The organism is Marivivens sp. JLT3646 (genome assembly GCF_001908835.1).
In the GTDB taxonomy this organism is placed as follows: Bacteria; Pseudomonadota; Alphaproteobacteria; order Rhodobacterales; family Rhodobacteraceae; genus Marivivens; species Marivivens geojensis.
The window spans coordinates 213,698-239,208 of sequence record NZ_CP018572.1; the positions used below are offsets into that span (position 1 = coordinate 213,698).

Annotated in this window: 20 protein-coding genes and 1 tRNA gene; all 21 read left to right on the forward strand. The window is 54.8% G+C overall.

The genetic code is table 11. The features are described 5' to 3' along the window. The first annotated feature begins 74 nt into the window (after nt 1–74). Complete coding sequence (gene parC, locus BSK21_RS01095; RefSeq protein ID WP_067548157.1) at nt 75–2,381, forward strand: DNA topoisomerase IV subunit A; 2,307 nt, start codon at nt 75–77, stop codon at nt 2,379–2,381. Nucleotides 2,382–2,458: 77 nt separating this feature from the next. After that, nucleotides 2,459–3,079 carry a hypothetical protein gene (locus tag BSK21_RS01100; protein ID WP_067548160.1) on the forward strand — a complete coding sequence of 207 codons (621 nt, stop codon included), beginning with the start codon at nt 2,459–2,461 and terminating at the stop codon, nt 3,077–3,079. Nucleotides 3,080–3,170: 91 nt separating this feature from the next. Then, on the forward strand, nt 3,171–4,346 hold the full coding sequence (gene tuf / locus BSK21_RS01105) for an elongation factor Tu (RefSeq protein ID WP_074038936.1): 1,176 nt from the start codon (nt 3,171–3,173) through the stop codon (nt 4,344–4,346). Nucleotides 4,347–4,452: 106 nt separating this feature from the next. After that, nucleotides 4,453–5,442, forward strand: a complete 990-nt coding sequence (locus BSK21_RS01110) for a zinc transporter ZntB (RefSeq protein ID WP_067548380.1) — start codon at nt 4,453–4,455, stop codon at nt 5,440–5,442. 71 nt (nt 5,443–5,513) lie between these two features. Beyond that, nucleotides 5,514–5,589 (forward strand) — tRNA-Trp (locus BSK21_RS01115). A gap of 34 nt (nt 5,590–5,623) precedes the next feature. Further along, entirely contained in the window at nt 5,624–6,511 is an 888-nt protein-coding gene (locus BSK21_RS01120; protein WP_067548383.1) for a hypothetical protein, read from the forward strand. A gap of 74 nt (nt 6,512–6,585) precedes the next feature. Beyond that, nucleotides 6,586–6,780: a preprotein translocase subunit SecE gene (gene secE, locus BSK21_RS01125; RefSeq protein WP_067548386.1), complete on the forward strand. Its 195-nt coding sequence runs from the start codon at nt 6,586–6,588 to the stop codon at nt 6,778–6,780. A 197-nt stretch (nt 6,781–6,977) separates the two neighbouring features. After that, the gene (gene nusG, locus BSK21_RS01130; RefSeq protein ID WP_067548389.1) at nt 6,978–7,511 is read left to right on the forward strand and encodes a transcription termination/antitermination protein NusG; all 534 of its coding nucleotides are present in this window, start codon (nt 6,978–6,980) and stop codon (nt 7,509–7,511) included. A gap of 102 nt (nt 7,512–7,613) precedes the next feature. Beyond that, the gene (gene rplK / locus BSK21_RS01135) at nt 7,614–8,039 is read left to right on the forward strand and encodes a 50S ribosomal protein L11 (protein ID WP_067548392.1); all 426 of its coding nucleotides are present in this window, start codon (nt 7,614–7,616) and stop codon (nt 8,037–8,039) included. 1 nt (nt 8,040) lies between these two features. Beyond that, nucleotides 8,041–8,733 (forward strand): 50S ribosomal protein L1, encoded by a 693-nt coding sequence (rplA, locus tag BSK21_RS01140; protein ID WP_067548396.1) that lies wholly within the window; start codon nt 8,041–8,043, stop codon nt 8,731–8,733. Nucleotides 8,734–8,964: 231 nt separating this feature from the next. Next, on the forward strand, nt 8,965–9,477 hold the full coding sequence (rplJ, locus tag BSK21_RS01145; RefSeq protein ID WP_067548398.1) for a 50S ribosomal protein L10: 513 nt from the start codon (nt 8,965–8,967) through the stop codon (nt 9,475–9,477). 71 nt (nt 9,478–9,548) lie between these two features. Continuing rightward, complete coding sequence (gene rplL / locus BSK21_RS01150; RefSeq protein ID WP_067548400.1) at nt 9,549–9,920, forward strand: 50S ribosomal protein L7/L12; 372 nt, start codon at nt 9,549–9,551, stop codon at nt 9,918–9,920. Nucleotides 9,921–10,158: 238 nt separating this feature from the next. Continuing rightward, nucleotides 10,159–14,298, forward strand: coding sequence for a DNA-directed RNA polymerase subunit beta (gene rpoB / locus BSK21_RS01155; RefSeq protein WP_067548403.1), 4,140 nt, complete (start codon nt 10,159–10,161; stop codon nt 14,296–14,298). Nucleotides 14,299–14,348: 50 nt separating this feature from the next. Beyond that, nucleotides 14,349–18,569: a DNA-directed RNA polymerase subunit beta' gene (rpoC, locus tag BSK21_RS01160; protein ID WP_067548406.1), complete on the forward strand. Its 4,221-nt coding sequence runs from the start codon at nt 14,349–14,351 to the stop codon at nt 18,567–18,569. Nucleotides 18,570–18,691: 122 nt separating this feature from the next. Then, nucleotides 18,692–19,576 (forward strand): DMT family transporter, encoded by an 885-nt coding sequence (locus BSK21_RS01165; RefSeq protein ID WP_067548409.1) that lies wholly within the window; start codon nt 18,692–18,694, stop codon nt 19,574–19,576. After that, nucleotides 19,573–20,421, forward strand: coding sequence for a glycosyltransferase (locus BSK21_RS01170; RefSeq protein WP_074038937.1), 849 nt, complete (start codon nt 19,573–19,575; stop codon nt 20,419–20,421). Before BSK21_RS01165 ends, BSK21_RS01170 begins: the two co-directional genes overlap by 4 nt. A gap of 258 nt (nt 20,422–20,679) precedes the next feature. Then, the gene (rpsL, locus tag BSK21_RS01175) at nt 20,680–21,051 is read left to right on the forward strand and encodes a 30S ribosomal protein S12 (RefSeq protein WP_067548416.1); all 372 of its coding nucleotides are present in this window, start codon (nt 20,680–20,682) and stop codon (nt 21,049–21,051) included. A gap of 12 nt (nt 21,052–21,063) precedes the next feature. Next, a complete protein-coding gene (gene rpsG / locus BSK21_RS01180) occupies nt 21,064–21,534 on the forward strand; it encodes a 30S ribosomal protein S7 (RefSeq protein WP_067548419.1) in 471 nt (156 codons plus the stop codon). Nucleotides 21,535–21,558: 24 nt separating this feature from the next. After that, on the forward strand, nt 21,559–23,676 hold the full coding sequence (gene fusA, locus BSK21_RS01185; protein ID WP_067548422.1) for an elongation factor G: 2,118 nt from the start codon (nt 21,559–21,561) through the stop codon (nt 23,674–23,676). Between the two features lie 84 nt (nt 23,677–23,760). Then, nucleotides 23,761–24,936: an elongation factor Tu gene (tuf, locus tag BSK21_RS01190; RefSeq protein ID WP_074038936.1), complete on the forward strand. Its 1,176-nt coding sequence runs from the start codon at nt 23,761–23,763 to the stop codon at nt 24,934–24,936. Between the two features lie 263 nt (nt 24,937–25,199). After that, nucleotides 25,200–25,511 (forward strand): 30S ribosomal protein S10, encoded by a 312-nt coding sequence (gene rpsJ / locus BSK21_RS01195; protein WP_067550514.1) that lies wholly within the window; start codon nt 25,200–25,202, stop codon nt 25,509–25,511.

Consider the following 25,511-nt stretch of genomic DNA (forward strand, 5'->3'; position numbering starts at 1 on the left):
TTGTAAAATGGTCGAAAATGACTTTGGCGCAAATCGCGCTGGAAACAGAAAAGACCAGCCGTTAGACAACATGTATGACCGACAGCACAGACAACACCGAAATCGGCTTTACCGAGCACAAGGAAACCCTTCGCCGCGCAATTGGTGAACGGTATCTGACATACGCCTTGTCCACGATTATGCATCGTGCCTTGCCCGATGCGCGTGATGGTCTAAAGCCGGTTCACCGCCGAATCCTTTTTGCGATGCGAGAGCTGAAACTGTCTTCGACAGGTGGGTTCCGCAAATCTGCAAAGATCAGCGGTGACGTGATGGGGAACTATCACCCACACGGTGATATGGCGATTTATGATGCGATGGCGCGTTTAGCGCAGGACTTTAACGTCCGCTATCCGCTCGTGGATGGTCAGGGAAACTTCGGCAACATCGACGGTGATAACCCAGCGGCGAGCCGATACACCGAAGCGCGGATGACCGCCGCTGCTGAAGCGCTGCTTGACGGTCTGAATGAAAACGCAGTCGATTTTCGCCCGAACTACGATGGAACACTAGAAGAGCCGATTGTTCTACCTGCTGCGTTCCCAAACCTGTTGGCGAATGGATCATCAGGTATCGCGGTTGGCATGGCGACAAACATTCCTCCGCACAACATACATGAATTGATTGATGCGTGTTTGCATTTGATCAAGGCTCCAGATGCACGCGATGAAACGTTACTTAACTACGTCCCCGGACCGGATTTTCCAACTGGCGGTGTGATTGTTGAGACCCGCGAGAGTATCGCTGAATCTTACCGCACTGGTCGCGGTTCGATCCGACTGCGGGCCAAATACGAGACTGAGGACCTTGGGCGAGGGATGTGGCAAATCGTTGTCACGGAAATCCCGTATCAGGTTCAGAAGTCCAAACTGATCGAAAAGCTGGCCGAGGTCATCCAGACCAAAAAAGTGCCACTGCTCGCTGATGTGCGCGACGAATCCGCAGATGACGTTCGCATCGTGCTCGAGCCACGAGCAAAGACAGTCGATCCTGAAGTGATGATGGGCATGCTGTTCCGTAATTCGGACCTAGAGGTTCGGTTTAGCATGAACATGAACGTGCTGATTGACGGGCTGACGCCGAAGGTATGTTCGATGAAGGAGGTCCTAAGGGCGTTCCTCGATCACCGTCGCGACGTTCTGCAGCGCCGCAGCCAACACCGCATGGATAAAATCGACCACCGTCTAGAGGTGTTGAAGGGCTTGATTATTGCCTTCCTCAACCTTGACCGTGTGATCGATATCATTCGTTACGACAATGATCCCAAAGCCGCTTTAATGGGTGAGGATTGGTCGACCAAACGGGTGCGTGCGACCTCCGAAAAAGACTACGTGTCGCCTCTGCCATCGAAAGGTGGGGAGCTCACTGAAATTCAGGCCGAAGCCATCCTCAACATGCGTCTGCGCAGCTTGCGCCGTCTCGAGGAGATGGAACTTGTGCGTGAACGTGATGCGCTAATGGCAGAGCGCGAAGAGCTTGCTGAGCTTTTGGGTGACGAAGACAAACAGTGGGCGAAAATTTCTGAACAACTGCGTGAAACTCGCAAACAGTTTGGCAACAGCGCTCCACGTGGTCAGCGTCTGACGACCTTTGCTGAAGCAGGTATGGTCGAAGATGTGCCGATGGAGGCCATGATAGAACGTGAGCCGATTACGGTGATTTGTTCGAAGATGGGTTGGATTCGTGCGATGAAGGGACATCAGGCCCTCGATTCCGAATTCAAGTTCAAAGACGGCGATGAGGCGCGTTTTGCATTCCATGCAGAGACGACCGATAAGTTGATTGTGGCTGGGTCGAATGGTCGTTTCTTCACAGTCCTCGGCGCAAATCTACCCGGTGGCCGCGGTATGGGCGAACCTGTTCGCCTGATTATCGACCTCCCCAACGAAGCCGAAATCGTTGACATCTTTACGGCCAAGGCGGGGCGTAAGCTTCTCGTTGCCTCGTCGGATGGTGATGGTTTTGTTGTCGCTGAAGACGATGTGATCGCGCAGACCCGTGCAGGTAAACAGGTATTGAACGTCAAAGACGGCGTCGTGCTGCGGGTTGTGAAGCCAGTCGCGGGCGATCACGTCGCTGTTGTTGGTGAAAACCGAAAGGTTCTCGTCTTTGCGATTGATGAACTGCCTGAAATGGGTCGCGGCAAGGGTGTTCGACTGCAGAAATACAAGGACGGCGGCATGTCAGATGCGACGACATTTACGCTGGCCGAGGGGCTATCGTGGCTCGATCCAGCAGGCCGTACCCGCACCGAATCTGATCTCGCAGAGTGGCTCGGTAAACGGGCGGGGTCTGGTCGAATGGCGCCGCGCGGCTTCCCGCGTGACAACCGCTTTACCTAAATGTGAAGGTCGGACACGCTTGTGTGGTGCTGTCCCGTCCTTTACCGATCAAGGTTGAAATGTTCGGAGGTCATTTGATGCGCAAAGTTCTGTCCCTGCTTGCCCTGTGCGTTCTTGTCAGCGCCTGTGGGCGGATGCGCGACGACCTCACAGAGGCTCCGGAACCGATCGGCAATTTCCTGATGGGTTACAACATCACTGTAGCGAATGACCCGACCAAAGGGCCGTTTTCGCGTGATGTGACAAATGAGGAATGGAAAGCCGCCGTTGAGGGCGCGATCCAGAACCGCCTCGGTCGGTATGATGGCGACGCTTGGTTCCATGTTGCTGTCGGCGTTCAGGGCTACGTTGTTGCTATGCCCGGCATTCCGCTGATCTATTCGCCTAAATCTGTTCTGGTGATTGGCGTCACTTTCATTGAGGACGCCACCCAATCAAAATTGAACGAAGAGCCGATTCAAATGACGGTCTTTGAGCCGTGTTGCACACCAATTCTGGGCTCTGGCCTGACACGATCCCGAGAAGAACAGATTGATGGGCTCGCGTTCAACGCAGCAAGGGCGATTGAGCGATACATGCGCGAGCATGCGGACCAATTCGGTGGTGTCCCAGAGGTTCTTGAGGATGATCCAACGATCATAGAGGGTGCTGTTTCGTTGGAAACACAGACAGAAGTTCCGCAAGAACCCGTCAACTGACTCTTGATTTCCGTTCCTTTTGCCAATACATCGCCCGCGATGTTGAAACGGGCCTGTGGATAGGCCCCCGAAATCACGAGGCGCCAACCAGATGGCTAAAGGTAAGTTTGAACGTAACAAACCGCACGTTAACATCGGCACGATTGGCCACGTTGACCACGGTAAAACCACATTGACCGCAGCAATCACCAAATACTTTGGTGACTTCCGCGCATACGACCAGATCGACGGCGCACCTGAAGAAAAAGCACGCGGTATCACCATTTCGACTGCTCACGTTGAGTACGAAACCGAGACCCGTCACTACGCACACGTCGACTGCCCAGGCCACGCTGACTATGTTAAGAACATGATCACCGGTGCTGCTCAGATGGACGGCGCGATCCTGGTTGTTAACGCTGCTGACGGCCCGATGCCGCAGACCCGCGAGCACATCCTTCTTGGTCGTCAGGTTGGCATCCCGCACATGGTTGTCTACATGAACAAAGTTGACCAGGTAGACGACGAAGAGCTGCTCGAGCTGGTTGAGATGGAAATCCGTGAGCTTCTGTCGTCCTACGACTACCCTGGCGACGATATTCCGATCGTTAAGGGTTCGGCTCTGGCTGCTATGGAAGGCCGCGACCCAGAGATCGGTGAGAACTCGATCCGCGCTCTGATGGAAGCCGTAGACTCCTACATCCCGACTCCGGCACGTGCAGTTGACCTGCCGTTCCTGATGCCGATCGAAGACGTGTTCTCGATCTCGGGCCGTGGTACTGTTGTGACCGGTCGTGTTGAGCGTGGCGTAATCAACGTTGGCGACGCGATTGAAATCGTTGGTATTCGCGACACCAAAACCACCACCTGTACTGGTGTTGAAATGTTCCGCAAGCTGCTTGACCGCGGTGAAGCAGGCGACAACATCGGCGCGCTTCTGCGTGGCGTTGACCGTGACGGCGTTGAGCGTGGTCAGATCCTGTGTAAGCCGGGCTCTGTTAACCCGCACACCAAGTTCGAAGCTGAGGTCTACATTCTGACCAAAGAAGAAGGCGGCCGTCACACTCCGTTCTTCGCGAACTACCGTCCGCAGTTCTACTTCCGTACAACTGACGTCACCGGCACCTGCATCCTGCCGGAAGGCACCGAGATGGTTATGCCTGGCGACAACCTGAAACTGTCGGCTGAGCTGATCGCACCGATCGCGATGGAAGAAGGCCTCCGCTTCGCGATCCGCGAAGGCGGCCGTACCGTTGGTTCGGGCGTTGTTTCCAAAATCCTCGCCTAATCCGCGATAGATTTGAGACTGACGAAGGGCCGTCCTGCAAAAGGGCGGCCCTTTTCTTTTGCGTTCTGACTTGGTTTGGTTGGGACAGACCTGAACAGAGGCGCACATGTCAGAAACTCCCGTTCTATTTTCACGCGTTTTGCAGGACGACCAGTGGTTGGACCCGTCGGTAGATGAGACCATTGCGCAAGCCTTGCGGGAAGATCGACTGGCGTGGGCGCACATCGACGGGAAACACCCTGATGCGGCAGATTGGATATCCCGCGAGTTGGACTATCTCGACCTGCAGGCCAGAGAGGCGTTGTTGGATGTAGATACTCGCCCTCGCGCAAAAACGTTAAGCGACGGGATGTTTGTGATCCTTCGGGGGATCAACTTCAACGAAGGCGAAGACCCCGAGGACATGGTTTCCGTCCGAATGTACATCGACGACCATCGGATTGTGACCGTTGCTCGAAAACGGGTGATGGCCATTGAGAAGCTTCAGGAGATGATGGAGCGCGGGCAGGGGCCAGCCACAGCGGGTGAGTTCCTAGTCCTTTTGGCAGAAGACCTCGTTGCGCGTATCTCCGAATTTCAATCCGAACTCGACTCAACGGCGAATGACCTCGAATATCGGGTTATTCGGGAGAGGGGCGTGAACTTACGGCAGGACGTTGCCAACCTGCGCCTCCAAGTGATCGCTGCGCGGCGATATGTGGGGCCTCAACGTGATGCGCTCAAGACAATAGCAGAATCGCCGTCCAAGGTGATTGATCACGACACGCGCCGCGAGATCGAAGAAGAGATGCTCAAAATGACGCGGGTGGCCGAAGATATGGACGAACTCCGTGATCAAGCCCTTGTTCTGCGTGAGGAATTGTCAGGGCAATTGAGCGATCAGGTGAATAGAAACACTTTTGTTCTCTCTATGTTGTCGGCAGTTTTCCTGCCGCTCGGGTTTTTGACGGGGCTTTTTGGTGTGAATGTTGGTGGGATGCCCGGTGTGAGCAACTCTCAGGCTTTCTTTCTACTTTGCCTGTGGTGCATCGGAATTTTCGTTCTTCAGATCAGCCTTTTAGGGCTTTGGCGGTTATTTACGCGCCATCGGAAGTGAAGGATTGTGACGAAAGGCAATTTGGGGCCTTGATTCCCCCTGTTGCCTGTTTTAATCACCGCGTCGGCCATAGGGGTATAGCTCAGCTGGTAGAGCGACGGTCTCCAAAACCGTAGGTCGCGGGTTCGAACCCTGCTGCCCCTGCCACTTCGGTCCTAGTAGGACCCAAGAGGAGTTCTTAGTGCCTCGACAGATCGAACTTTCCCTGCATCTCGGTCCGCATAAAACTGCGACGACGCATTTGCAGCGTTCGATCCTCAATCATCAGGAAGAGATCATAGCCGCTGGCGTTCGGGCCTATGGGCCAGACTATTTACGTCAACGTGGTCGTAACATCCCTAATTTGTTTGGTTTGACCCGTTGGGGTGCTCGACGTGCAGCGCGGCGTGAGCCAATGGATCAGCTCAAGTTCTTGGCAAAGTCGGGTTGGCGCGTGTTGCTGTCCGAAGAGAACTTTCTGGGGCAGTTGCATCGCGATGATGGTACATTGGCGCTGCCTGTCTACAGCGAAGCTGCAGAGCGCATATCTGATCTCGCTTCGAATTTTCCGGATGTTGCGGTACGCGTATTACTTGCGATCCGCCAGCCCGACACGTTCTTAGAATCGGCCTATTCGCAAACCCTATTTGCTGGGAAATTTCTGCCGCCTGATCAATTCATCGCACAGCATCAACCAGATCAGGTCGATTGGGCTCATATGATGTCGGCGATTTCGGCGATTCCCAACGTGTCGCTGCATGTATGGCGCTATGAGGACTACCATCAGGTCTTTCCGACGCTGATGAAACGGATGTTGCGCTGGAAGCTAGGCGGAACGGTCAAACCTTTTGGGCGCAAATTGCACGCGGGTCTGTCTGTTCAAGCGGTCGAACAGGTTATGGCATGGGCGAAAGAAGGGCGCGACGGTGCATTAGCGATGGATGCACGCAAGATGTTACCCGTTGGGCCTGATCGCCCGCGCTTTACGCTTTATGATCAGGCGACAAAGGATGCGGCAGCTTCGGATTATCAAAGGCAGTTCGACGCCATTTGTCAGTTGCCCGACATTGATGTGGTCCGTCCCGTCTGAGGTGCCACTTAAGGCAAGGGTTGAATTGCCCGCCTGAACTGCGTAAATGCGGCCCGTAACGCAGAGGATACATCATGGCACGGACTAACCCCGTTCAATTCATCCAGCAGACCCGCGCAGAGATTGCGAAAGTGGTTTGGCCGTCGCGCCGCGAAGTGGTACTGACGACTGTTATGGTCTTTGTGATGACCGTGCTTTTGGCGCTGTTCTTCTCCGCAACGGACATGTTGATCCGTTTCGGTTTGTACGATTTGATCCTCAATCGTTAATTCGCCCATCAGCGAAAATCGGCTAACCCCCCTTGTAATCATAGGGTTACGGCGGTAATAGCCACAAACTCCGGATGGGCGTGCGGCGAATCGTGTTGCGCGCCGATTTTCTTTTGTCCGGGAATGGCAGCGTAAGCTGCTGTGTTATAATGGAATTTACGGCCTAAGCGGGCCCAGTACGGCGAGGTGTCGGAGACATGGCGAAACGGTGGTATTCGGTAAGTGTGCTCTCGAACTTCGAGAAGAAGATCGCCGAGCAGATCCGTGCCAAGGTTGAAGAGCAGGGTCTTGAGGCTCAAATCGATGAAGTTCTGGTCCCTACTGAAGAGGTGATCGAAGTTCGTCGCGGTAAGAAAGTAACCACTGAGCGTCGGTTCATGCCGGGCTACGTTTTGGTTCACATGGAAATGTCTGACGAGGGGTATCACCTCGTCAACTCGATCAACCGGGTAACCGGTTTCCTTGGTCCTCAGGGCCGCCCGATGCCGATGCGCGATGCTGAAGTTCAGGCGATCCTTGGCCGCGTTGAAGAAGGTCAAGAGGCGCCGCGCGTCGAGATCAGCTTCGAAGTGGGTGAAAAGGTCAAGGTTAACGACGGTCCGTTCGAAGACTTCGACGGTATGGTCGAGGAAGTGGATGAGATCAGCCAGCGCCTGAAGGTGACGGTTTCGATCTTCGGCCGCGCTACGCCGGTCGAGCTGGAATTTACTCAGGTTACTAAACAGTACTGAGTTTATCACGTGGGAGGTTGAGCGAGCGCGCTCGCAAGGCTGGACCACACAACGATCAACCTGACGCACGCGTGCGGAGGGTGTTGGAAAAAGGAGAGGCCAATGGCCAAGAAAGTAATGGGTCAGCTGAAGCTGCAGGTTCCTGCAGGTAAAGCAAACCCTTCCCCGCCCGTAGGTCCTGCGCTGGGTCAGCGCGGTATCAACATCATGGAATTCACGAAGGCCTTCAACGCGAAGACCGCTGACATGGAGCCAGGCGCTCCGTGCCCGACCGTGATCACCTACTACCAAGACAAATCCTTCACCTTTGAGATCAAGACGCCGCCGGCATCTTACTACCTCAAAAAAGCTGCCAAGCTTCAGTCGGGTTCCAAAACCCCTGGTAAAGCAGTTGCAGGTTCTGTCACCGTTGCTCAGGTGAAAGAAATCGCAGAGGCCAAAATGAAGGACCTCAACGCAAACTCGATCGAAGCCGCTATGCAGATTATTCTGGGTTCGGCTCGCTCCATGGGCATCGAGGTGAAGTAAGATGGCTGGTAAGCGTATCACAGCAGCACGCGCTGCATTCGAAGGCAAAGAGAACCTGAAGGTAGCTGACGCTATCGCTTTGGTTAAATCTAACGCTTCTGCCAAATTCGACGAAACCGTTGAGATTGCGCTGAACCTCGGTGTTGACCCGCGTCACGCTGACCAGATGGTTCGTGGCACTGTCAACCTGCCGAACGGCACAGGTAAAACTGTTCGCGTTGCTGTTTTTGCTCGTGGCGACAAAGCTGAAGAAGCTAAAGCTGCTGGCGCAGACATCGTTGGCGCAGAAGACCTGATGGAAATCGTTCAGGGCGGCAAAATCGAGTTCGAACGTTGCATCGCGACACCGGATATGATGCCGATCGTTGGCCGTCTGGGTAAAGTTCTCGGCCCGCGCAACCTGATGCCGAACCCGAAAATCGGCACTGTGACCATGGACGTTGCTGAAGCTGTTAAAGCAGCTAAAGGCGGTCAGGTGCAGTTCAAAGTTGAAAAAGCTGGCGTCATCCACGCTGGTATCGGCAAAGCTTCCTTTGACGCGAAAGCACTCGAAGAGAACCTGCTCGCTTTTGTTGACGCTGTTCAGAAAGCGAAACCGACCGGTGCTAAAGGCGCATACATGAAAAAAGTCTCGATCAGCTCCACAATGGGCCCGGGCGTTTCTGTAAGCGTTGAATCCGCGACTGGTAACTAAGAATTTTCGCCGCTTCGGCGGTGAAATGGCAGGGCTGTAACGGCCCTGTCCTGTCCGAGACGGAGGGTTGGGGTTGCCTCAATAATTCCTTCCTGAGATGGGAAACGAGATAAATTTCCGTTCGCTTACAGAACGGGCGATTTGGCTCGGGACCCTGAAACGGACCCGAACGGCCCTCGACTTTCGGGGGTCAACTTGAGCCGGGGGAAACCCCAAACTTGGAGTGAAACTGTGGATAGAGCACAAAAAGAGAAGCTGGTCGAAGAGCTCGGCCAAATCTTTGAAAGCTCTGGCGTCGTAGTGGTTGCCCACTACGAAGGCATGACAGTTGCTGAAATGCAGGACCTGCGCGCTCAAATGCGTGAAGCGGGCGGTTCCGTACGCGTTGCCAAGAACAAGCTCGCCAAAATCGCCCTTGAAGGTAAGCCTTGCGCAAGCATCGCAAACTACCTGACGGGCATGACCGTGTTGTCTTACTCTGAAGACCCTGTGGCAGCTGCCAAAGTGGTCGACAAGTTCGCTAAAGCTAACGACAAGCTCGTTATCCTTGGCGGTGCTATGGGTGAGAACGCACTGGATGTCGCCGGCGTTAAAGCCGTCGCACAAATGCCGTCCCGTGAAGAGCTTATTGCTTCGATCGTTGGCTGCATCGGTGCGCCTGCTTCGAACATCGCTGGTGCCATTGGCGCGCCTGCATCGAACATCGCGAGCATTCTTTCGACTATCGAAGAGAAAGCTGCATAAGCAACCAATTGCCCTCGTAGGGATTAATCATCTCGCGTTGGAACACACTTAAATCGAACGGAAAGCATAAAATGGCTGATCTGAAAAAACTTGCTGAAGAGATCGTAGGTCTGACCCTTCTCGAAGCACAAGAACTGAAAACCATCCTCAAAGACGAGTACGGCATCGAGCCTGCTGCTGGTGGCGCTGTAATGGTTGCTGGCCCAGCTGCTGCTGCTGAAGCTGCTGAAGAAAAAACTGAGTTCGACGTCATCCTGAAAGACGCTGGCGCTCAGAAAATCAACGTCATCAAAGAAGTTCGCGGCATCACTGGTCTCGGCCTGAAAGAAGCTAAAGACCTCGTTGAGGCTGGCGGCAAAGTCAAAGAAGGCGCTTCGAAAGCAGAAGCAGAAGACATCAAAGCGAAGCTGGAAGCAGCTGGCGCGAAAATCGAACTGGCCTAATCGCCTGTTCTCGGCCCCTTGGGTCGTACAAATTCGGCTGGATCCGCGATATCGCGGGTCCAGCCAAACCTGTCTTAGCAGAACGTTTAGCTAGAAAACGCTCTCCTCAGGTAGGTTCCACAGTCGGGAGGCCCCCCTTGGGACGGGGGCCAGGAATAGACAGGAACAACCTTCTCAATGGGGAAATGTCGCGGCCCCGGCGACATGGACCCGCAGAGATCGAAAGGTGACACAGCACATGGCTCAGACCTTCCTTGGCCAGAAACGCCTGCGTAAGTACTACGGTAAGATTAACGAAGTTCTTCAAATGCCGAACCTCATTGAGGTTCAGAAATCGTCTTATGACCTCTTCTTGCGGTCTGGCGATGCCGATATGCCGCTCGACGGCGAAGGCATTAAAGGCGTTTTCCAATCGGTATTCCCGATTAAAGACTTCAACGAAACGGCAGTTCTTGAGTTCGTAAAATACGAGCTTGAAAAGCCGAAGTTCGACGTCGAAGAATGTATGCAGCGCGACCTGACTTACGCAGCACCGCTCAAGGTGACCCTGCGTTTGATCGTATTTGATGTCGATGAAGACACTGGTGCGAAGTCGGTTAAAGACATCAAAGAACAAGACGTGTTCATGGGCGATATGCCTTTGATGACCACCAACGGCACCTTCGTCGTTAACGGCACTGAGCGTGTTATCGTTTCCCAGATGCACCGTTCGCCGGGCGTGTTCTTTGACCACGACAAGGGCAAAACCCACTCGTCTGGCAAACTGCTGTTCGCATGCCGTATCATTCCTTACCGTGGTTCGTGGCTCGACTTCGAATTCGACGCAAAAGACCTCGTCTTTGCTCGTATCGACCGTCGCCGCAAACTTCCGGTTACGACTCTTCTCTATGCTCTCGGCATGGACCAAGAGGCGATCATGGATGCCTACTACAACACCGTTGAATTCTCGCTCGACAAGAAATCCAACGGCTGGGTCACGAAGTTCTTCCCTGAGCGCGTGCGTGGCACCCGTCCGACCTATGACCTGATCGACGCCGCAACTGGCGAAGTGATCTGCAAAGCAGGTGACAAAATCACTCCGCGCGCTGTGAAGAAACTGATCGACGAAGGTTCTGTTAAGAACCTGCTCGTTCCGTTCAACCACATCGTCGGCAAGTTCGTCGCAAAAGACATCATCAACGAAGAGACTGGGGCGATCTACGTTGAAGCTGGTGACGAGCTGACGCTTGAGATGGACAAAGACGGCGAAGTGATCGGCGGCACCGTGCGCGAGCTTCTCGACGCTGGCATCACCGATATTCCGGTTCTGGACATCGATAACATCAACGTTGGTGCATACATCCGTAACACCATGGCAAGCGATAAGAACATGAACCGCGACGGCGCGCTCATGGATATCTACCGCGTCATGCGTCCGGGTGAACCGCCGACCGTTGAATCTGCATCGGCTCTGTTCGATTCTCTGTTCTTCGATAGTGAACGCTATGATCTCTCGGCTGTTGGCCGCGTGAAAATGAACATGCGTCTGGCTCTCGACGCAGAAGACACACAGCGCACCCTGCGTAACGAAGATATCGTTTCGTGCATCAAGGCGCTTGTTGAACTGCGTGACGGCAAGGGCGAAGTCGACGACATCGACCACCTCGGCAACCGTCGTGTTCGTTCCGTTGGCGAGCTTATGGAAAACCAATACCGCGTTGGCCTGCTCCGCATGGAGCGCGCGATCAAAGAGCGTATGTCGTCTGTCGAAATCGACACCGTCATGCCGCAAGACTTGATCAACGCGAAACCGGCAGCGGCAGCTGTTCGTGAATTCTTCGGCTCCTCGCAGCTGTCGCAGTTCATGGACCAAACCAACCCGCTGTCCGAAGTGACCCACAAGCGTCGTCTTTCGGCTCTCGGGCCGGGCGGTCTGACCCGTGAACGCGCTGGCTTCGAAGTCCGCGACGTTCACCCGACCCACTACGGTCGTATGTGTCCGATTGAAACGCCGGAAGGTCCGAACATTGGTCTGATCAACTCGCTGGCAACCTTTGCTCGCGTGAACAAATACGGCTTCATCGAAACACCGTACCGCAAGGTCATCGAAGGCAAAGTAACTGACGAAGTCAGCTACATGTCGGCGACTGAAGAAATGCGCCACACTGTTGCGCAGGCGAACGCTACGCTCGATGAGAACGGCAACTTGATCAACGAATTCGTTTCGACACGTCAGTCGGGCGAATACACGTTGGCTCCAAAAGAAAGCGTGGACCTGATCGACGTATCGCCGAAACAGCTTGTTTCGGTTGCTGCGGCGCTCATCCCGTTCCTCGAAAACGACGACGCTAACCGCGCTCTCATGGGCTCGAACATGCAACGTCAGGCGGTTCCGCTCCTGCAGGCTGAAGCCCCGCTGGTCGGCACCGGTATGGAAGAAAAAGTTGCGATCGACTCTGGCGCTGCGATCACCGCACGCCGCGCAGGTATCATCGACCAAGTCGATGCGACCCGTGTCGTTATCCGCGCAACCGAAGACCTCGAAGTTGGTGACCCAGGCGTCGACATCTACCGTCTGCGCAAGTTCCAGCGTTCGAACCAGAACACCTGCATCAACCAGCGACCGTTGGTGAAAGTGGGCGACAAAGTTGGCAAAGGCGAAGTTATCGCTGACGGCCCGTCGACCGATATGGGTGAACTGGCACTGGGTAAAAACGTGATCGTCGCGTTCATGCCTTGGAACGGTTACAACTACGAAGACTCCATCCTGATCTCTGAGCGTATCGTTAAAGACGACGTATTCACCTCTGTTCACATCGAAGAATACGAAGTTGCGGCACGCGACACGAAGCTCGGGCCGGAAGAAATCACTCGCGACATCCCGAACGTCGGTGAAGAAGCGCTGCGTAACCTCGACGAGGCTGGCATCGTTTACATCGGCGCAGAAGTTGGACCGGGTGACATTCTCGTCGGTAAAATCACACCGAAGGGCGAAAGCCCGATGACGCCGGAAGAAAAACTCCTCCGCGCTATCTTTGGTGAGAAAGCGTCTGACGTTCGTGATACGTCGCTGCGTCTTGCACCGGGTGACTACGGTACTGTTGTTGAAGTTCGTGTATTCAACCGCCACGGCGTTGAAAAAGACGAGCGTGCTCTGCAGATCGAGCGCGAAGAGGTCGAAAGCCTCGCTCGCGACCGTGATGACGAGCTCGGCATTCTGGACCGCAACATCTACGCTCGTCTCAAGGACATGATCCTTGGTCAGGAAGCTGTGAAAGGCCCGAAAGGCTTTAAGGCGAACTCTATCGTAACTGAAGAGTCGCTGTCTGAGCTGAGCCGTGGCCAGTGGTGGCAGATTGCTCTGAAGGACGAAGACACGGCAAAGATCGTCGAAGCCCTGAACGAGCAATACGAAGCACAGAAGCGCCAGCTTGATGCACGTTTCGAAGACAAGGTCGAAAAAGTCCGCCGTGGCGACGACCTGCCGCCGGGCGTGATGAAAATGGTCAAAGTCTTCATCGCGGTTAAGCGCAAGCTTCAGCCGGGCGATAAGATGGCAGGCCGTCACGGGAACAAAGGTGTTATTTCGAAGGTTGTTCCTATCGAAGACATGCCGTTCCTCGCTGATGGTACTCCGGTAGATTTCGTGCTGAACCCGCTGGGTGTTCCGTCGCGTATGAACGTTGGTCAGATTCTTGAAACCCACATGGGTTGGGCATCGCGTGGTCTGGGTCTCCAGATCGACGAGGCTCTGCAAGAATACCGTCGTTCGGGCGATATGACCCCTGTTCGTGACGCACTGAAAATCACCTACGGTGATGCAGTATACGAAGAAGGCTTTGCTGATCTGGACGAAGATCTGCTGATTGATACGGCTTCGAACTCTGTTCGCGGTGTACCGATCGCAACTCCGGTCTTCGACGGTGCTAAAGAGGCTGACGTAAACGACGCGCTGGCGCGCGCCGGTTTCGACACCTCGGGTCAATCGGTACTCTTCGACGGTCGTACGGGTGAACAGTTCGCTCGTAAGGTCACTGTCGGCGTCAAGTACCTGCTGAAACTGCACCACCTGGTCGACGATAAGATCCACGCTCGTTCCACTGGTCCGTACTCGCTTGTTACTCAGCAGCCGCTGGGTGGTAAGGCACAGTTCGGTGGTCAGCGCTTTGGTGAGATGGAGGTCTGGGCACTTGAGGCTTACGGCGCTGCATACACCCTGCAGGAAATGCTCACCGTTAAGTCGGATGACGTTGCAGGTCGTACCAAAGTCTACGAGTCGATCGTCAAAGGTGAGGACAACTTCGAAGCCGGCGTACCGGAATCGTTCAACGTTCTTGTCAAAGAGGTCCGGGGCCTTGGCCTCAATATGGAACTCCTGGATGCGGAAGATGATGAGTGAGGCGTTCGCGCCTCACCTCTCCCCTTCCCACTGATACGTAAGGAAATACGATGAACCAGGAACTGACCAACAACCCGTTCAACCCACTCACGCCCGCTAAGGCATTCGACGAGATCAAAGTCTCGCTCGCGTCGCCCGAGCGTATTCTGTCGTGGTCGTTCGGTGAGATTAAGAAACCAGAAACCATCAACTACCGCACGTTCAAACCAGAACGCGACGGTCTCTTCTGCGCTCGTATCTTTGGCCCGATCAAAGACTACGAATGCCTTTGCGGTAAATATAAGCGCATGAAGTATCGCGGCGTTGTCTGCGAAAAATGTGGTGTTGAAGTTACCCTCCAGAAAGTGCGCCGCGAGCGTATGGGCCACATCGAACTGGCCTCGCCTGTTGCACACATCTGGTTCTTGAAATCGCTCCCGTCGCGGATCGGCCTCATGCTCGACATGACGCTCCGTGATCTGGAACGCATTCTGTACTTTGAAAACTACGTCGTGATCGAGCCAGGTCTGACCGACCTGACCTACGGCCAGCTGATGACCGAGGAAGAATTCCTCGACGCACAAGACACCTACGGCATGGACGCTTTCCAAGCGAACATCGGTGCCGAAGCGATCCGCGAAATGCTGTCGATGATCGACCTCGAAGCAACTGCAGAGCAGCTGCGTGAAGAGCTGAAGGAAGCCACTGGCGAACTGAAGCCCAAGAAGATCATCAAGCGTCTGAAAATCGTTGAGAACTTCCTCGAGTCGGGCAACCGTCCTGAGTGGATGATCCTGACCGTGATCCCTGTGATCCCGCCAGAACTACGTCCGCTGGTTCCGCTGGATGGTGGCCGCTTTGCGACCTCCGACCTCAACGACCTGTATCGCCGTGTGATCAACCGGAACAACCGTTTGAAGCGCCTGATCGAACTTCGTGCTCCGGACATCATCGTCCGCAACGAAAAGCGTATGCTTCAGGAATCCGTTGACGCTCTGTTCGACAACGGTCGCCGTGGTCGCGTCATCACTGGTGCGAACAAGCGCCCGCTGAAGTCGCTCTCGGACATGCTGAAAGGTAAGCAAGGTCGCTTCCGTCAGAACCTTTTGGGTAAGCGCGTCGACTTCTCGGGTCGTTCCGTTATTGTGACTGGCCCAGAGCTCAAGCTGCACCAGTGTGGTCTGCCGAAGAAGATGGCGCTCGAGCTGTTCAAGCCGTTCATCTACTCGCGTCTCGAAGCAAAGGGTCTGTCTTCGACTGTTAAACAGGCGAAGAAACTCGTTGAAAAAGAACGTCCCGAAGTTTGGGATATCCTCGACGAAGTGATCCGCGAACACCCCGTCATGCTGAACCGTGCGCCTACGCTGCACCGTCTCGGCATTCAGGCGTTCGAACCTACGCTGATCGAAGGTAAAGCGATCCAGCTGCACCCACTCGTATGTTCGGCGTTCAACGCTGACTTCGACGGTGACCAGATGGCTGTTCACGTGCCGCTCTCGCTGGAAGCCCAGCTTGAAGCACGCGTTCTGATGATGTCGACCAACAACGTTCTGTCGCCTGCAAACGGCGCGCCGATCATTGTTCCGTCGCAGGATATGATCTTGGGTCTGTACTACACCACGATCCAGCGCGACGGCATGAAAGGTGAAGGCATGTCCTTCGCTTCGATCGACGAAGTTGAGCAAGCTCTCGCTGCGGGTGAAGTTCACCTGCACGCTAAGATCAATGCTCGTATCAAACAGATCGACGAAACTGGCCAAGAAGTAATTGTTCGCGCTGAAACCACCCCAGGCCGTCTGCGCCTTGGTGGCCTTCTGCCGCTGAACAACAAAGCGCCGTTTGAACTGGTGAACCGCCTTCTACGTAAGAAGGAAGTTCAGCAGGTCATCGACACCGTCTACCGTTACTGCGGTCAGAAAGAGTCTGTGATCTTCTGTGACCAGATCATGGGGCTTGGTTTCCGCGAAGCGTTCAAAGCGGGCATCTCGTTCGGTAAAGACGACATGGTCATTCCTGACACCAAATGGACGCTGGTCGAAGAGACACGCGATCAGGTCAAGGACTTTGAACAGCAGTACATGGACGGTCTGATCACTCAGGGCGAGAAGTACAACAAAGTGGTCGATGCTTGGTCGAAGTGTAACGACAAAGTCACCGACGCGATGATGAACACCATCTCGGCTGAGAAACGCGACGACAACGGCGCCGTTATGGAACCGAACTCGGTTTACATGATGGCTCACTCTGGTGCGCGTGGTTCGGTTACTCAGATGAAACAGCTGGGCGGTATGCGCGGCCTTATGGCCAAACCGTCGGGTGAAATCATTGAGACCCCGATCATCTCGAACTTTAAAGAGGGCCTTACCGTTCTCGAGTACTTCAACTCTACCCACGGCGCTCGTAAGGGTCTGTCGGATACCGCACTTAAGACTGCGAACTCCGGTTACCTCACCCGTCGTCTGGTTGACGTTGCTCAAGACTGTATCGTTCGCGAAGTCGACTGTGGCACCGATCGTGCGATCACTGCCGAAGCAGCCGTTAACGATGGTGAAGTTGTTGCATCGCTCGCAGAGCGCGTTCTGGGCCGTGTATCGGCTGATGACGTCCTGCGTCCGGGCACCGACGAAGTTGTCGTCAAAGCTGGTGAGCTGATCGACGAACGCAAGGCTGACGTGATCGAAGCTGCTGGCGTTCAGAAAATGCGCATCCGCAGCCCGCTGACCTGTGAGTCTGACGACGGCGTATGTGCTAACTGCTACGGCCGTGACCTTGCTCGTGGTACCCGCGTCAACATCGGTGAAGCTGTCGGTATTATCGCTGCACAGTCGATCGGTGAACCCGGTACACAGCTGACCATGCGTACGTTCCACATTGGTGGTGTTGCGCAGGGTGGTCAGCAGTCGTTCCTCGAAGCGTCTGCAAACGGTAAAGTCGAGTTCCGTAACGCGAACATTCTGGAAAACGCCGCCGGCGAACAGATTGTTCTGGGCCGGAACATGGTTCTCGCGATCATCGACGAAAACGGTGAAGAGCGCGCTCAGCACAAGATCGGCTACGGTACCAAGATCCACGTTAAAGATGGTGCAACTATCGCACGTGGCGACAAGATGTTCGAATGGGACCCCTATACTCTGCCGATCATTGCAGAGAAGGGCGGCAAAGTACGCTTTGTTGACCTCGTCTCGGGTATCTCCGTCCGTGAAGAGACTGACGATGCAACTGGCATGACCCAGAAGATCGTTTCGGACTGGCGTTCGGTACCGCGCGGCGGCGACCTGAAACCTGAAATCATTGTGGTCGGCGCTGATGGCGAACCGGTTCGCAAAGAAGACGGTAACCCGGTCACCTACCCGATGTCGGTAGATGCAATTCTGTCCATTGAAGACGGTCAAGATGTCGCTGCTGGTGACGTCGTTGCGCGTATCCCGCGTGAAGGCGCCAAGACCAAGGACATCACCGGTGGTCTTCCGCGCGTTGCGGAACTGTTCGAAGCCCGTCGTCCGAAGGACCACGCTATCATCGCAGAGATCGATGGCTACGTTCGCTTCGGCAAGGACTACAAGAACAAGCGTCGCATCGCGATCGAGTCCGCAGACGATCCGGATCACAAGGTCGAATACATGGTGCCGAAGGGTAAACACATCCCGGTCCAGGAAGGCGACTTTGTCCAGAAGGGCGACTACATCATGGACGGCAACCCCGCGCCGCATGACATCCTTGCAATTATGGGTGTCGAAGCGCTGGCTGACTACATGATCGACGAGGTTCAGGACGTTTACCGTCTGCAGGGCGTTAAGATTAACGATAAACACATCGAGGTTATCGTTCGTCAGATGCTCCAGAAGTGGGAAATCTCTGACTCGGGTGACACCACGCTTCTCAAGGGTGAGACCGTTGATAAGGTCGAATTCGACGAAGCAAACGCCAAGGCAGAAGCCCGCGGCGGTCGTCCGGCACAGGGTGAACCGATCCTTCTGGGTATCACCAAAGCGTCGCTCCAGACCCGTTCGTTCATCTCGGCGGCGTCGTTCCAGGAAACCACTCGCGTCCTCACCGAAGCTTCGGTTCAGGGCAAGCGTGACAAACTGGTCGGCCTCAAAGAGAACGTTATCGTTGGTCGTCTCATTCCGGCTGGTACTGGTGGCGCAACTGCCATCGTTCGTTCGATCGCGGCAAAGCGTGACAACGTGGTGCTCGAAGCACGTCGTGAAGAAGCAGAAGAAGCCGTCAAACTCGCCGCGCCGAGCTATGATGACATCGCTGTCGAAACACCGGAAAGCCGCGAAGAGTAATCGCTGTAAATCTTACGAAAGGCCCTCGCATTGCGGGGGCCTTTTGCGTTTTGGTGATCGGAAATCGTGTCCTGACATTATCGCGCTAGCGCGGCCTATATTGCGGTGCTACGGCTTGGCTTATGAAAGCTCTCTCTGACAATTTCCGCGGTGCGCTAATGATGGCAGTCGCCATGCTCGCCTTCAGTAGCAACGACGCTGCAATGAAGTCGCTCGCGGGCGAACTGCCATTGTTTCAGGCCATATTCCTGCGCGGGATTGTCACCACGGTTAGCATGATCATTTTGGCAGGTTTGTTCGGTCAGCTTAGGCTGCGTCTGGGGCGGCAAGACTTCATCTTGATTTGTGTACGGTCGTTGGCCGAGGTCGCTGCGGCTTGGACGTTCCTCACAGCATTGTTCAACATGCAATTGGCCAATGTGACCGCGATCTTGCAGGCATTGCCCTTGGTCATGACCTTCGCAGGCGCGCTATTCCTGAAAGAACCCATAGGCTGGCGTCGATTGTCGGCAAGTATCATCGGCTTTGTGGGTGTGCTGATGATTGTTCAGCCTGGCGGAGATAGCTTTAACATCTACTCGATTTACGCGCTGATGTCCGTCGGCCTAATCGTTATCCGCGATCTGGCTGCGCGGCGTATGTCCAGCGATGTGCCATCAATGTTTGCGGCGACTTTTGCTGCAGGGACCGTGACGGTATTTGCTGGTTTCGGATCAATGTTCATCGAATGGGCCCCTGTGACTGGATACTCCGCGGCATTGTTGGGTGGAGCCGCCGCTGCAGTCTTAATCGGCTACCTCATGTCGGTATCTGCTATGCGCGTCGGAGAAATTTCGTTTGTCGCACCGTTCCGCTATGTAGGCCTGCTCACCAGCCTCATTCTCGGTGTTGTGATTTTCGGACAGTTGCCATCAACCTTGGCTATCTTGGGTTGTGTGGTCGTTGTCGGAAGTGGTCTATTCATCTTTAGACGCGAACGGCAATTGTCAGAGGTTGAAGCCAAGTGACCCTTCTGAACATCCAGATGCTTGGACTGTGCCGGTTTTCGTATCCGTCCGAAGTCGGTGCATTTAGGCATAATGCTCAGACGATGGATGAACTGCGGGCCGAACTTTATGGCCCGTCACGTATGGCGACGCGGTTTTTCTTTTTCGAACAGATCGTGCTGCCAGCTTTGAAAGTTCAAACGGACCCGAACTTTAGGATGGTCTTGCTTGCAGGCGAACGAATGCCTGACGAGTACAAAGAACGGTTAACAGCTCTATGTTCGTCGGTGCCTCAGATCGAAATCGTCTTTGCCGAAGAGGGCAGGGTGCATCGTGAGATTTGTCGCGAGGTGATGGTCCGTCATCGCGACCCTTCTGCGGATATCGTGGCAGAGTTTCGGATAGATGACGACGATGCAGTTGCCACTGATTTCATAGAAACGGGGCGCTCTGTGGTCGGGGCGTCCTATGGATTGGCTGATCAGCACGGGATGCTTTGTGTGGATTTCGCCCATGGCATTTTGCTCGGTTTTGATCGTAACGGTGTTAGGGCGCAAAACGTCAAAGAGCGGATGTGGACCCCAGCGCAGATTTTTTGTCGTCGTCCAGACGACAAACGCAGCATCCTCGATATGAACCATATCAAGGCTTGGGCGCATATGCCGACGGTTTCTATGGCGTCTCGCCTGATGTTTGTGCGCGGGGCTCATTTCGGGAATGACAGTGATCTGCTGAAACGTCCGCGCTTTGCCAAGGATTGGGGGCCTCTTAACGGTCAAATTGCCGACCGTCTTGCCTCGCGCTTTGGTTTGGATGTGGATGTGCTTACCAATGGCTGGAAGGCGCTAGGGCATCGGTCAGCCTGAAGCAGTTGACAGCTACAGCGACTCCGCCTATACGCCGCCCATCCGGGTAGACGGGAGGATTCCCTTTTAACCCGATATCAGAGCTGAAGTGGACATGAACCGGGCTAATGCTGCCTTGTTCCTCTGTAACTTTAACCGCATCGCACCTCCGGTAAGGGTTCGATTGCGGGCTTTTTGTGCTGCGGCGTTTGTGTCGCGCATTCGTCGAAAACCGCGGACCTACGGGGCCGCTTATTGTAGGATAGGGGACATAACCCAATGCCAACGATCCAACAGCTGATCCGCAAGCCGCGTCAGCCCAAAGTCGTCAGATCCAAGTCGCAGCACCTCGAGCGCTGCCCTCAAAAACGCGGCGTTTGCACCCGCGTTTACACCACAACACCGAAGAAACCGAACTCGGCTATGCGTAAGGTTGCGAAGGTTCGCCTGACCAACGGCTTCGAAGTCATTTCGTACATCCCAGGTGAAAGCCACAACCTTCAGGAACACTCTGTGGTTCTGATCCGTGGCGGCCGTGTAAAAGACCTTCCAGGTGTCCGTTACCACATCCTCCGCGGTGTGCTGGATACCCAAGGTGTTAAAGATCGTAAGCAGCGTCGTTCGAAATACGGCGCCAAGCGTCCGAAGTAAGGAGATACTTGAATGTCGCGTCGTCACGCTGCTGAAAAACGTGAAGTTCTGCCGGACGCTAAGTTCGGTGACCGCGTTGTCACTAAATTCATGAACAACCTGATGATCGATGGTAAAAAATCGGTCGCAGAAAGAATCGTATACAACGCGTTTGATCGCGTTGAATCGAAGCTGAAAAAAGCTCCGGTCGAAGTCTTCCACGAAGCCCTCGATAACGTGAAGCCGTCGGTCGAAGTTCGTTCGCGCCGCGTAGGTGGTGCAACCTACCAGGTTCCGGTTGAAGTTCGTCCCGAGCGTCGTGAAGCCCTCGCAATCCGCTGGCTGATCAACGCTTCGCGCGCCCGCAACGAAAACACCATGGAAGAGCGTCTTGCTGGCGAACTTCTTGACGCTGTTAACGGTCGCGGTTCTGCCGTGAAAAAACGGGAAGACACTCACAAGATGGCAGACGCTAACAAAGCGTTCAGCCACTACCGCTGGTAACCTAAGCCTTAAGGATAGAGCCCAATGGCACGCGATTATCCCCTCGACCGGTACCGCAACTTTGGTATCATGGCGCACATCGACGCAGGTAAAACCACCTGTTCCGAGCGCATTCTTTACTACACCGGCAAATCCCACAACATTGGTGAGGTGCACGATGGTGCAGCCACCATGGACTGGATGGAGCAGGAACAGGAACGCGGTATCACCATTACCTCGGCTGCGACGACCACTTTCTGGGAACGCACCGAAGATGGCGAAACCGCTGACACTGAAAAGCACCGCCTGAACATCATCGACACTCCCGGCCACGTTGACTTCACCATCGAAGTTGAACGTTCGCTGGCAGTTCTCGACGGTGCTGTTTGCGTTCTCGACGCAAACGCTGGTGTTGAGCCGCAGACTGAAACCGTTTGGCGTCAGGCTGACCGCTACAAAGTTCCGCGTATCGTGTTCGTTAACAAAATGGACAAAATCGGCGCAGACTTCTTTAACTGCGTTCGCATGATCGAAGACCGTACCGGCGCACGCGCTGTTCCGGTTGCTCTGCCGATCGGCGCTGAGTCCGAACTCGAAGGCCTTATCGACCTCGTAACCATGAAAGAATGGGTATGGCGCGGTGAGGATCTCGGTGCTTCTTGGGTTCAGGAAGACATCCGTGACAGCCTCAAAGATCTTGCCGACGAATGGCGCGGCAAGATGATCGAAGCTGCCGTCGAACAAGACGACGAAGCGATGATGGAATACCTCGAAGGCAATGAGCCTGACGTGCCGACTCTGCGTGCTCTGCTGCGCAAAGGTACGCTCGCTCTGGACTTCGTTCCGGTACTTGCTGGTTCTGCGTTCAAGAACAAAGGCGTTCAGCCTCTGCTCAACGCTGTTATCGACTACCTGCCGAGCCCGCTCGACGTAGTTGACTACATGGGCTTCAAACCGGGCGACGAAGAAGAAGTTCGTAACATTGCACGTCGTGCAGATGACAACATGCCCTTCGCTGGTCTGGCGTTCAAAATCATGAACGACCCGTTCGTTGGCTCGCTGACCTTCACTCGTATCTACTCTGGCGTTCTTCGCAAGGGTGACAGCCTCCTTAACTCGACTAAAGGCAAAAAAGAGCGCGTTGGTCGTATGATGATGATGCACTCGAACAACCGTGAAGAAATCGACGAAGCGTTTGCAGGCGACATCATCGCGCTTGCAGGTCTCAAAGACACCACCACTGGCGACACTCTGTGTAACCCTGCGGATCCGGTTGTTCTTGAAACCATGACCTTCCCTGAGCCGGTTATCGAAATCGCTGTTGAACCGAAGACCAAGGGTGACCAAGAAAAGATGTCGGCAGGCCTCGCCCGTCTGGCAGCTGAAGACCCGTCCTTCCGTGTGGAAACTGACCTCGAATCCGGTCAGACCATCATGAAGGGCATGGGCGAACTTCACTTGGACATTCTCGTTGACCGTCTGCGTCGCGAATTCAAAGTGGAAGCAAACATCGGTGCGCCTCAGGTGGCATACCGTGAAACGATCACTCGTGAAGCTGAGATCGACTACACGCACAAGAAACAGTCCGGTGGTACCGGTCAGTTCGGTCGCGTGAAGATGATCCTGACGCCGACCGAGCCGGGTGAAGGTTACTCCTTCGAATCCCGCATCGTTGGTGGTGCTATTCCGAAGGAATACATCCCGGGCGTTGAAAAGGGTATCAAATCGGTCATGGACTCCGGTCCGCTGGCTGGCTTCCCTGTGATCGACTTCAAAGTTGCGCTGATCGACGGTGCATTCCACGATGTTGACTCCTCGGTTCTCGCGTTCGAAATCGCAGCTCGTATGGGTATGCGCGAAGGCATGAAAAAAGCTGGGGCGAAACTGCTCGAGCCGATCATGAAAGTCGAAGTTATCACTCCGGAAGAATACACCGGCGGTATCATCGGCGACCTGACATCGCGTCGCGGTCAGGTTCAGGGTCAGGACACCCGTGGCAACGCAATCGCTATCGACGCGTTTGTGCCGCTGGCGAACATGTTCGGTTACATCAACACTCTGCGTTCGATGTCTTCCGGCCGTGCTCAGTTCACCATGCAGTTCGATCACTACGAAGCAGTTCCGCAGAACGTTTCGGACGAGATCCAGAAGAAATACGCCTAATGGCGAAATGGCGGGGGGCGTTAGTCTCCCGCCCATTCAACACCGGTGGGGTGAACCCGCCAGCGCAAGACTAAGGAGGCCACTATGGCTAAAGGTAAGTTTGAACGTAACAAACCGCACGTTAACATCGGCACGATTGGCCACGTTGACCACGGTAAAACCACATTGACCGCAGCAATCACCAAATACTTTGGTGACTTCCGCGCATACGACCAGATCGACGGCGCACCTGAAGAAAAAGCACGCGGTATCACCATTTCGACTGCTCACGTTGAGTACGAAACCGAGACCCGTCACTACGCACACGTCGACTGCCCAGGCCACGCTGACTATGTTAAGAACATGATCACCGGTGCTGCTCAGATGGACGGCGCGATCCTGGTTGTTAACGCTGCTGACGGCCCGATGCCGCAGACCCGCGAGCACATCCTTCTTGGTCGTCAGGTTGGCATCCCGCACATGGTTGTCTACATGAACAAAGTTGACCAGGTAGACGACGAAGAGTTGCTCGAGCTGGTTGAGATGGAAATCCGTGAGCTTCTGTCGTCCTACGACTACCCTGGCGACGATATTCCGATCGTTAAAGGTTCGGCTCTGGCTGCTATGGAAGGCCGCGACCCAGAGATCGGTGAGAACTCGATCCGCGCTCTGATGGAAGCCGTAGACTCCTACATCCCGACTCCGGCACGTGCAGTTGACCTGCCGTTCCTGATGCCGATCGAAGACGTGTTCTCGATCTCGGGCCGTGGTACTGTTGTGACCGGTCGTGTTGAGCGTGGCGTAATCAACGTTGGCGACGCGATCGAAATCGTTGGTATCCGCGACACCAAAACCACCACCTGTACTGGTGTTGAAATGTTCCGCAAGCTGCTTGACCGCGGTGAAGCAGGCGACAACATCGGCGCGCTTCTGCGTGGCGTTGACCGTGACGGCGTTGAGCGTGGTCAGATCCTGTGTAAGCCGGGTTCTGTTAACCCGCACACCAAGTTCGAAGCTGAGGTCTACATTCTGACCAAAGAAGAAGGCGGCCGTCACACTCCGTTCTTCGCGAACTACCGTCCGCAGTTCTACTTCCGTACAACTGACGTCACCGGTACCTGCATCCTGCCGGAAGGCACCGAGATGGTTATGCCTGGCGACAACCTGAAACTGTCGGCAGAGCTGATCGCACCGATCGCGATGGAAGAAGGCCTCCGCTTCGCGATCCGCGAAGGCGGCCGTACCGTTGGTTCGGGCGTTGTTTCCAAAATCCTCGCCTAATCCGCGATAGATTTGAGACTGACGAAGGGCCGTCCTGCAAAGGGCGGCCCTTTTCTTTAGAAAGCTTCTGGGCTGTTCAGTTCGTCTGTGACAGATTCTTGAAGATTAACAGTTGATCTGTAGGTGGGCGGCGTGTATCTGGCGCGGGTTCACCTTCGGGTGAACGTCTAATGAGGGATTCGCATCCCTCTAGGTTCGACGTGGGGACGCAATGGTGCGCTCTACCACCTCTCAACCGGTTAGAGCCGCGAAAGGCAAATGAAATGGCACAAAGCCAAAACATTCGCATTCGGCTGAAGGCATTCGACTACCGTGTACTCGACGCTTCCACTGCTGAGATTGTCAGCACTGCAAAGCGTACTGGTGCATCCGTACGTGGTCCGATCCCGCTGCCGAACAAGATCGAAAAATTCACCGTTCTGCGTGGTCCGCACGTCGACAAAAAGTCGCGCGACCAGTTCGAAATCCGCACACACAAGCGCCTGCTTGATATCGTGGATCCGACCCCGCAAACTGTTGACGCACTGATGAAGCTCGACCTCGCCGCTGGCGTTGATGTCGAGATCAAAGTCTAA

Excerpts from the sequence above, each read along its gene's own strand:
- tuf (WP_074038936.1), top strand. The coding sequence starts at position 3,171 with ATGGCTAAAGGTAAGTTTGAACGTAACAAACCGCACGTTAACATCGGC.
- BSK21_RS01110 (WP_067548380.1), top strand. The coding sequence starts at position 4,453 with ATGTCAGAAACTCCCGTTCTATTTTCACGCGTTTTGCAGGACGACCAG.
- rplA (WP_067548396.1), top strand. The coding sequence starts at position 8,041 with ATGGCTGGTAAGCGTATCACAGCAGCACGCGCTGCATTCGAAGGCAAA.
- rpoC (WP_067548406.1), top strand. The coding sequence starts at position 14,349 with ATGAACCAGGAACTGACCAACAACCCGTTCAACCCACTCACGCCCGCT.
- secE (WP_067548386.1), top strand. The coding sequence starts at position 6,586 with ATGGCACGGACTAACCCCGTTCAATTCATCCAGCAGACCCGCGCAGAG.
- rplK (WP_067548392.1), top strand. The coding sequence starts at position 7,614 with ATGGCCAAGAAAGTAATGGGTCAGCTGAAGCTGCAGGTTCCTGCAGGT.
- rpoB (WP_067548403.1), top strand. The coding sequence starts at position 10,159 with ATGGCTCAGACCTTCCTTGGCCAGAAACGCCTGCGTAAGTACTACGGT.
- BSK21_RS01100 (WP_067548160.1), top strand. The coding sequence starts at position 2,459 with ATGCGCAAAGTTCTGTCCCTGCTTGCCCTGTGCGTTCTTGTCAGCGCC.
- nusG (WP_067548389.1), top strand. The coding sequence starts at position 6,978 with ATGGCGAAACGGTGGTATTCGGTAAGTGTGCTCTCGAACTTCGAGAAG.
- rplL (WP_067548400.1), top strand. The coding sequence starts at position 9,549 with ATGGCTGATCTGAAAAAACTTGCTGAAGAGATCGTAGGTCTGACCCTT.
- rpsL (WP_067548416.1), top strand. The coding sequence starts at position 20,680 with ATGCCAACGATCCAACAGCTGATCCGCAAGCCGCGTCAGCCCAAAGTC.
- BSK21_RS01165 (WP_067548409.1), top strand. The coding sequence starts at position 18,692 with ATGAAAGCTCTCTCTGACAATTTCCGCGGTGCGCTAATGATGGCAGTC.
- tuf (WP_074038936.1), top strand. The coding sequence starts at position 23,761 with ATGGCTAAAGGTAAGTTTGAACGTAACAAACCGCACGTTAACATCGGC.
- rpsG (WP_067548419.1), top strand. The coding sequence starts at position 21,064 with ATGTCGCGTCGTCACGCTGCTGAAAAACGTGAAGTTCTGCCGGACGCT.
- rpsJ (WP_067550514.1), top strand. The coding sequence starts at position 25,200 with ATGGCACAAAGCCAAAACATTCGCATTCGGCTGAAGGCATTCGACTAC.
- parC (WP_067548157.1), top strand. The coding sequence starts at position 75 with ATGACCGACAGCACAGACAACACCGAAATCGGCTTTACCGAGCACAAG.
- fusA (WP_067548422.1), top strand. The coding sequence starts at position 21,559 with ATGGCACGCGATTATCCCCTCGACCGGTACCGCAACTTTGGTATCATG.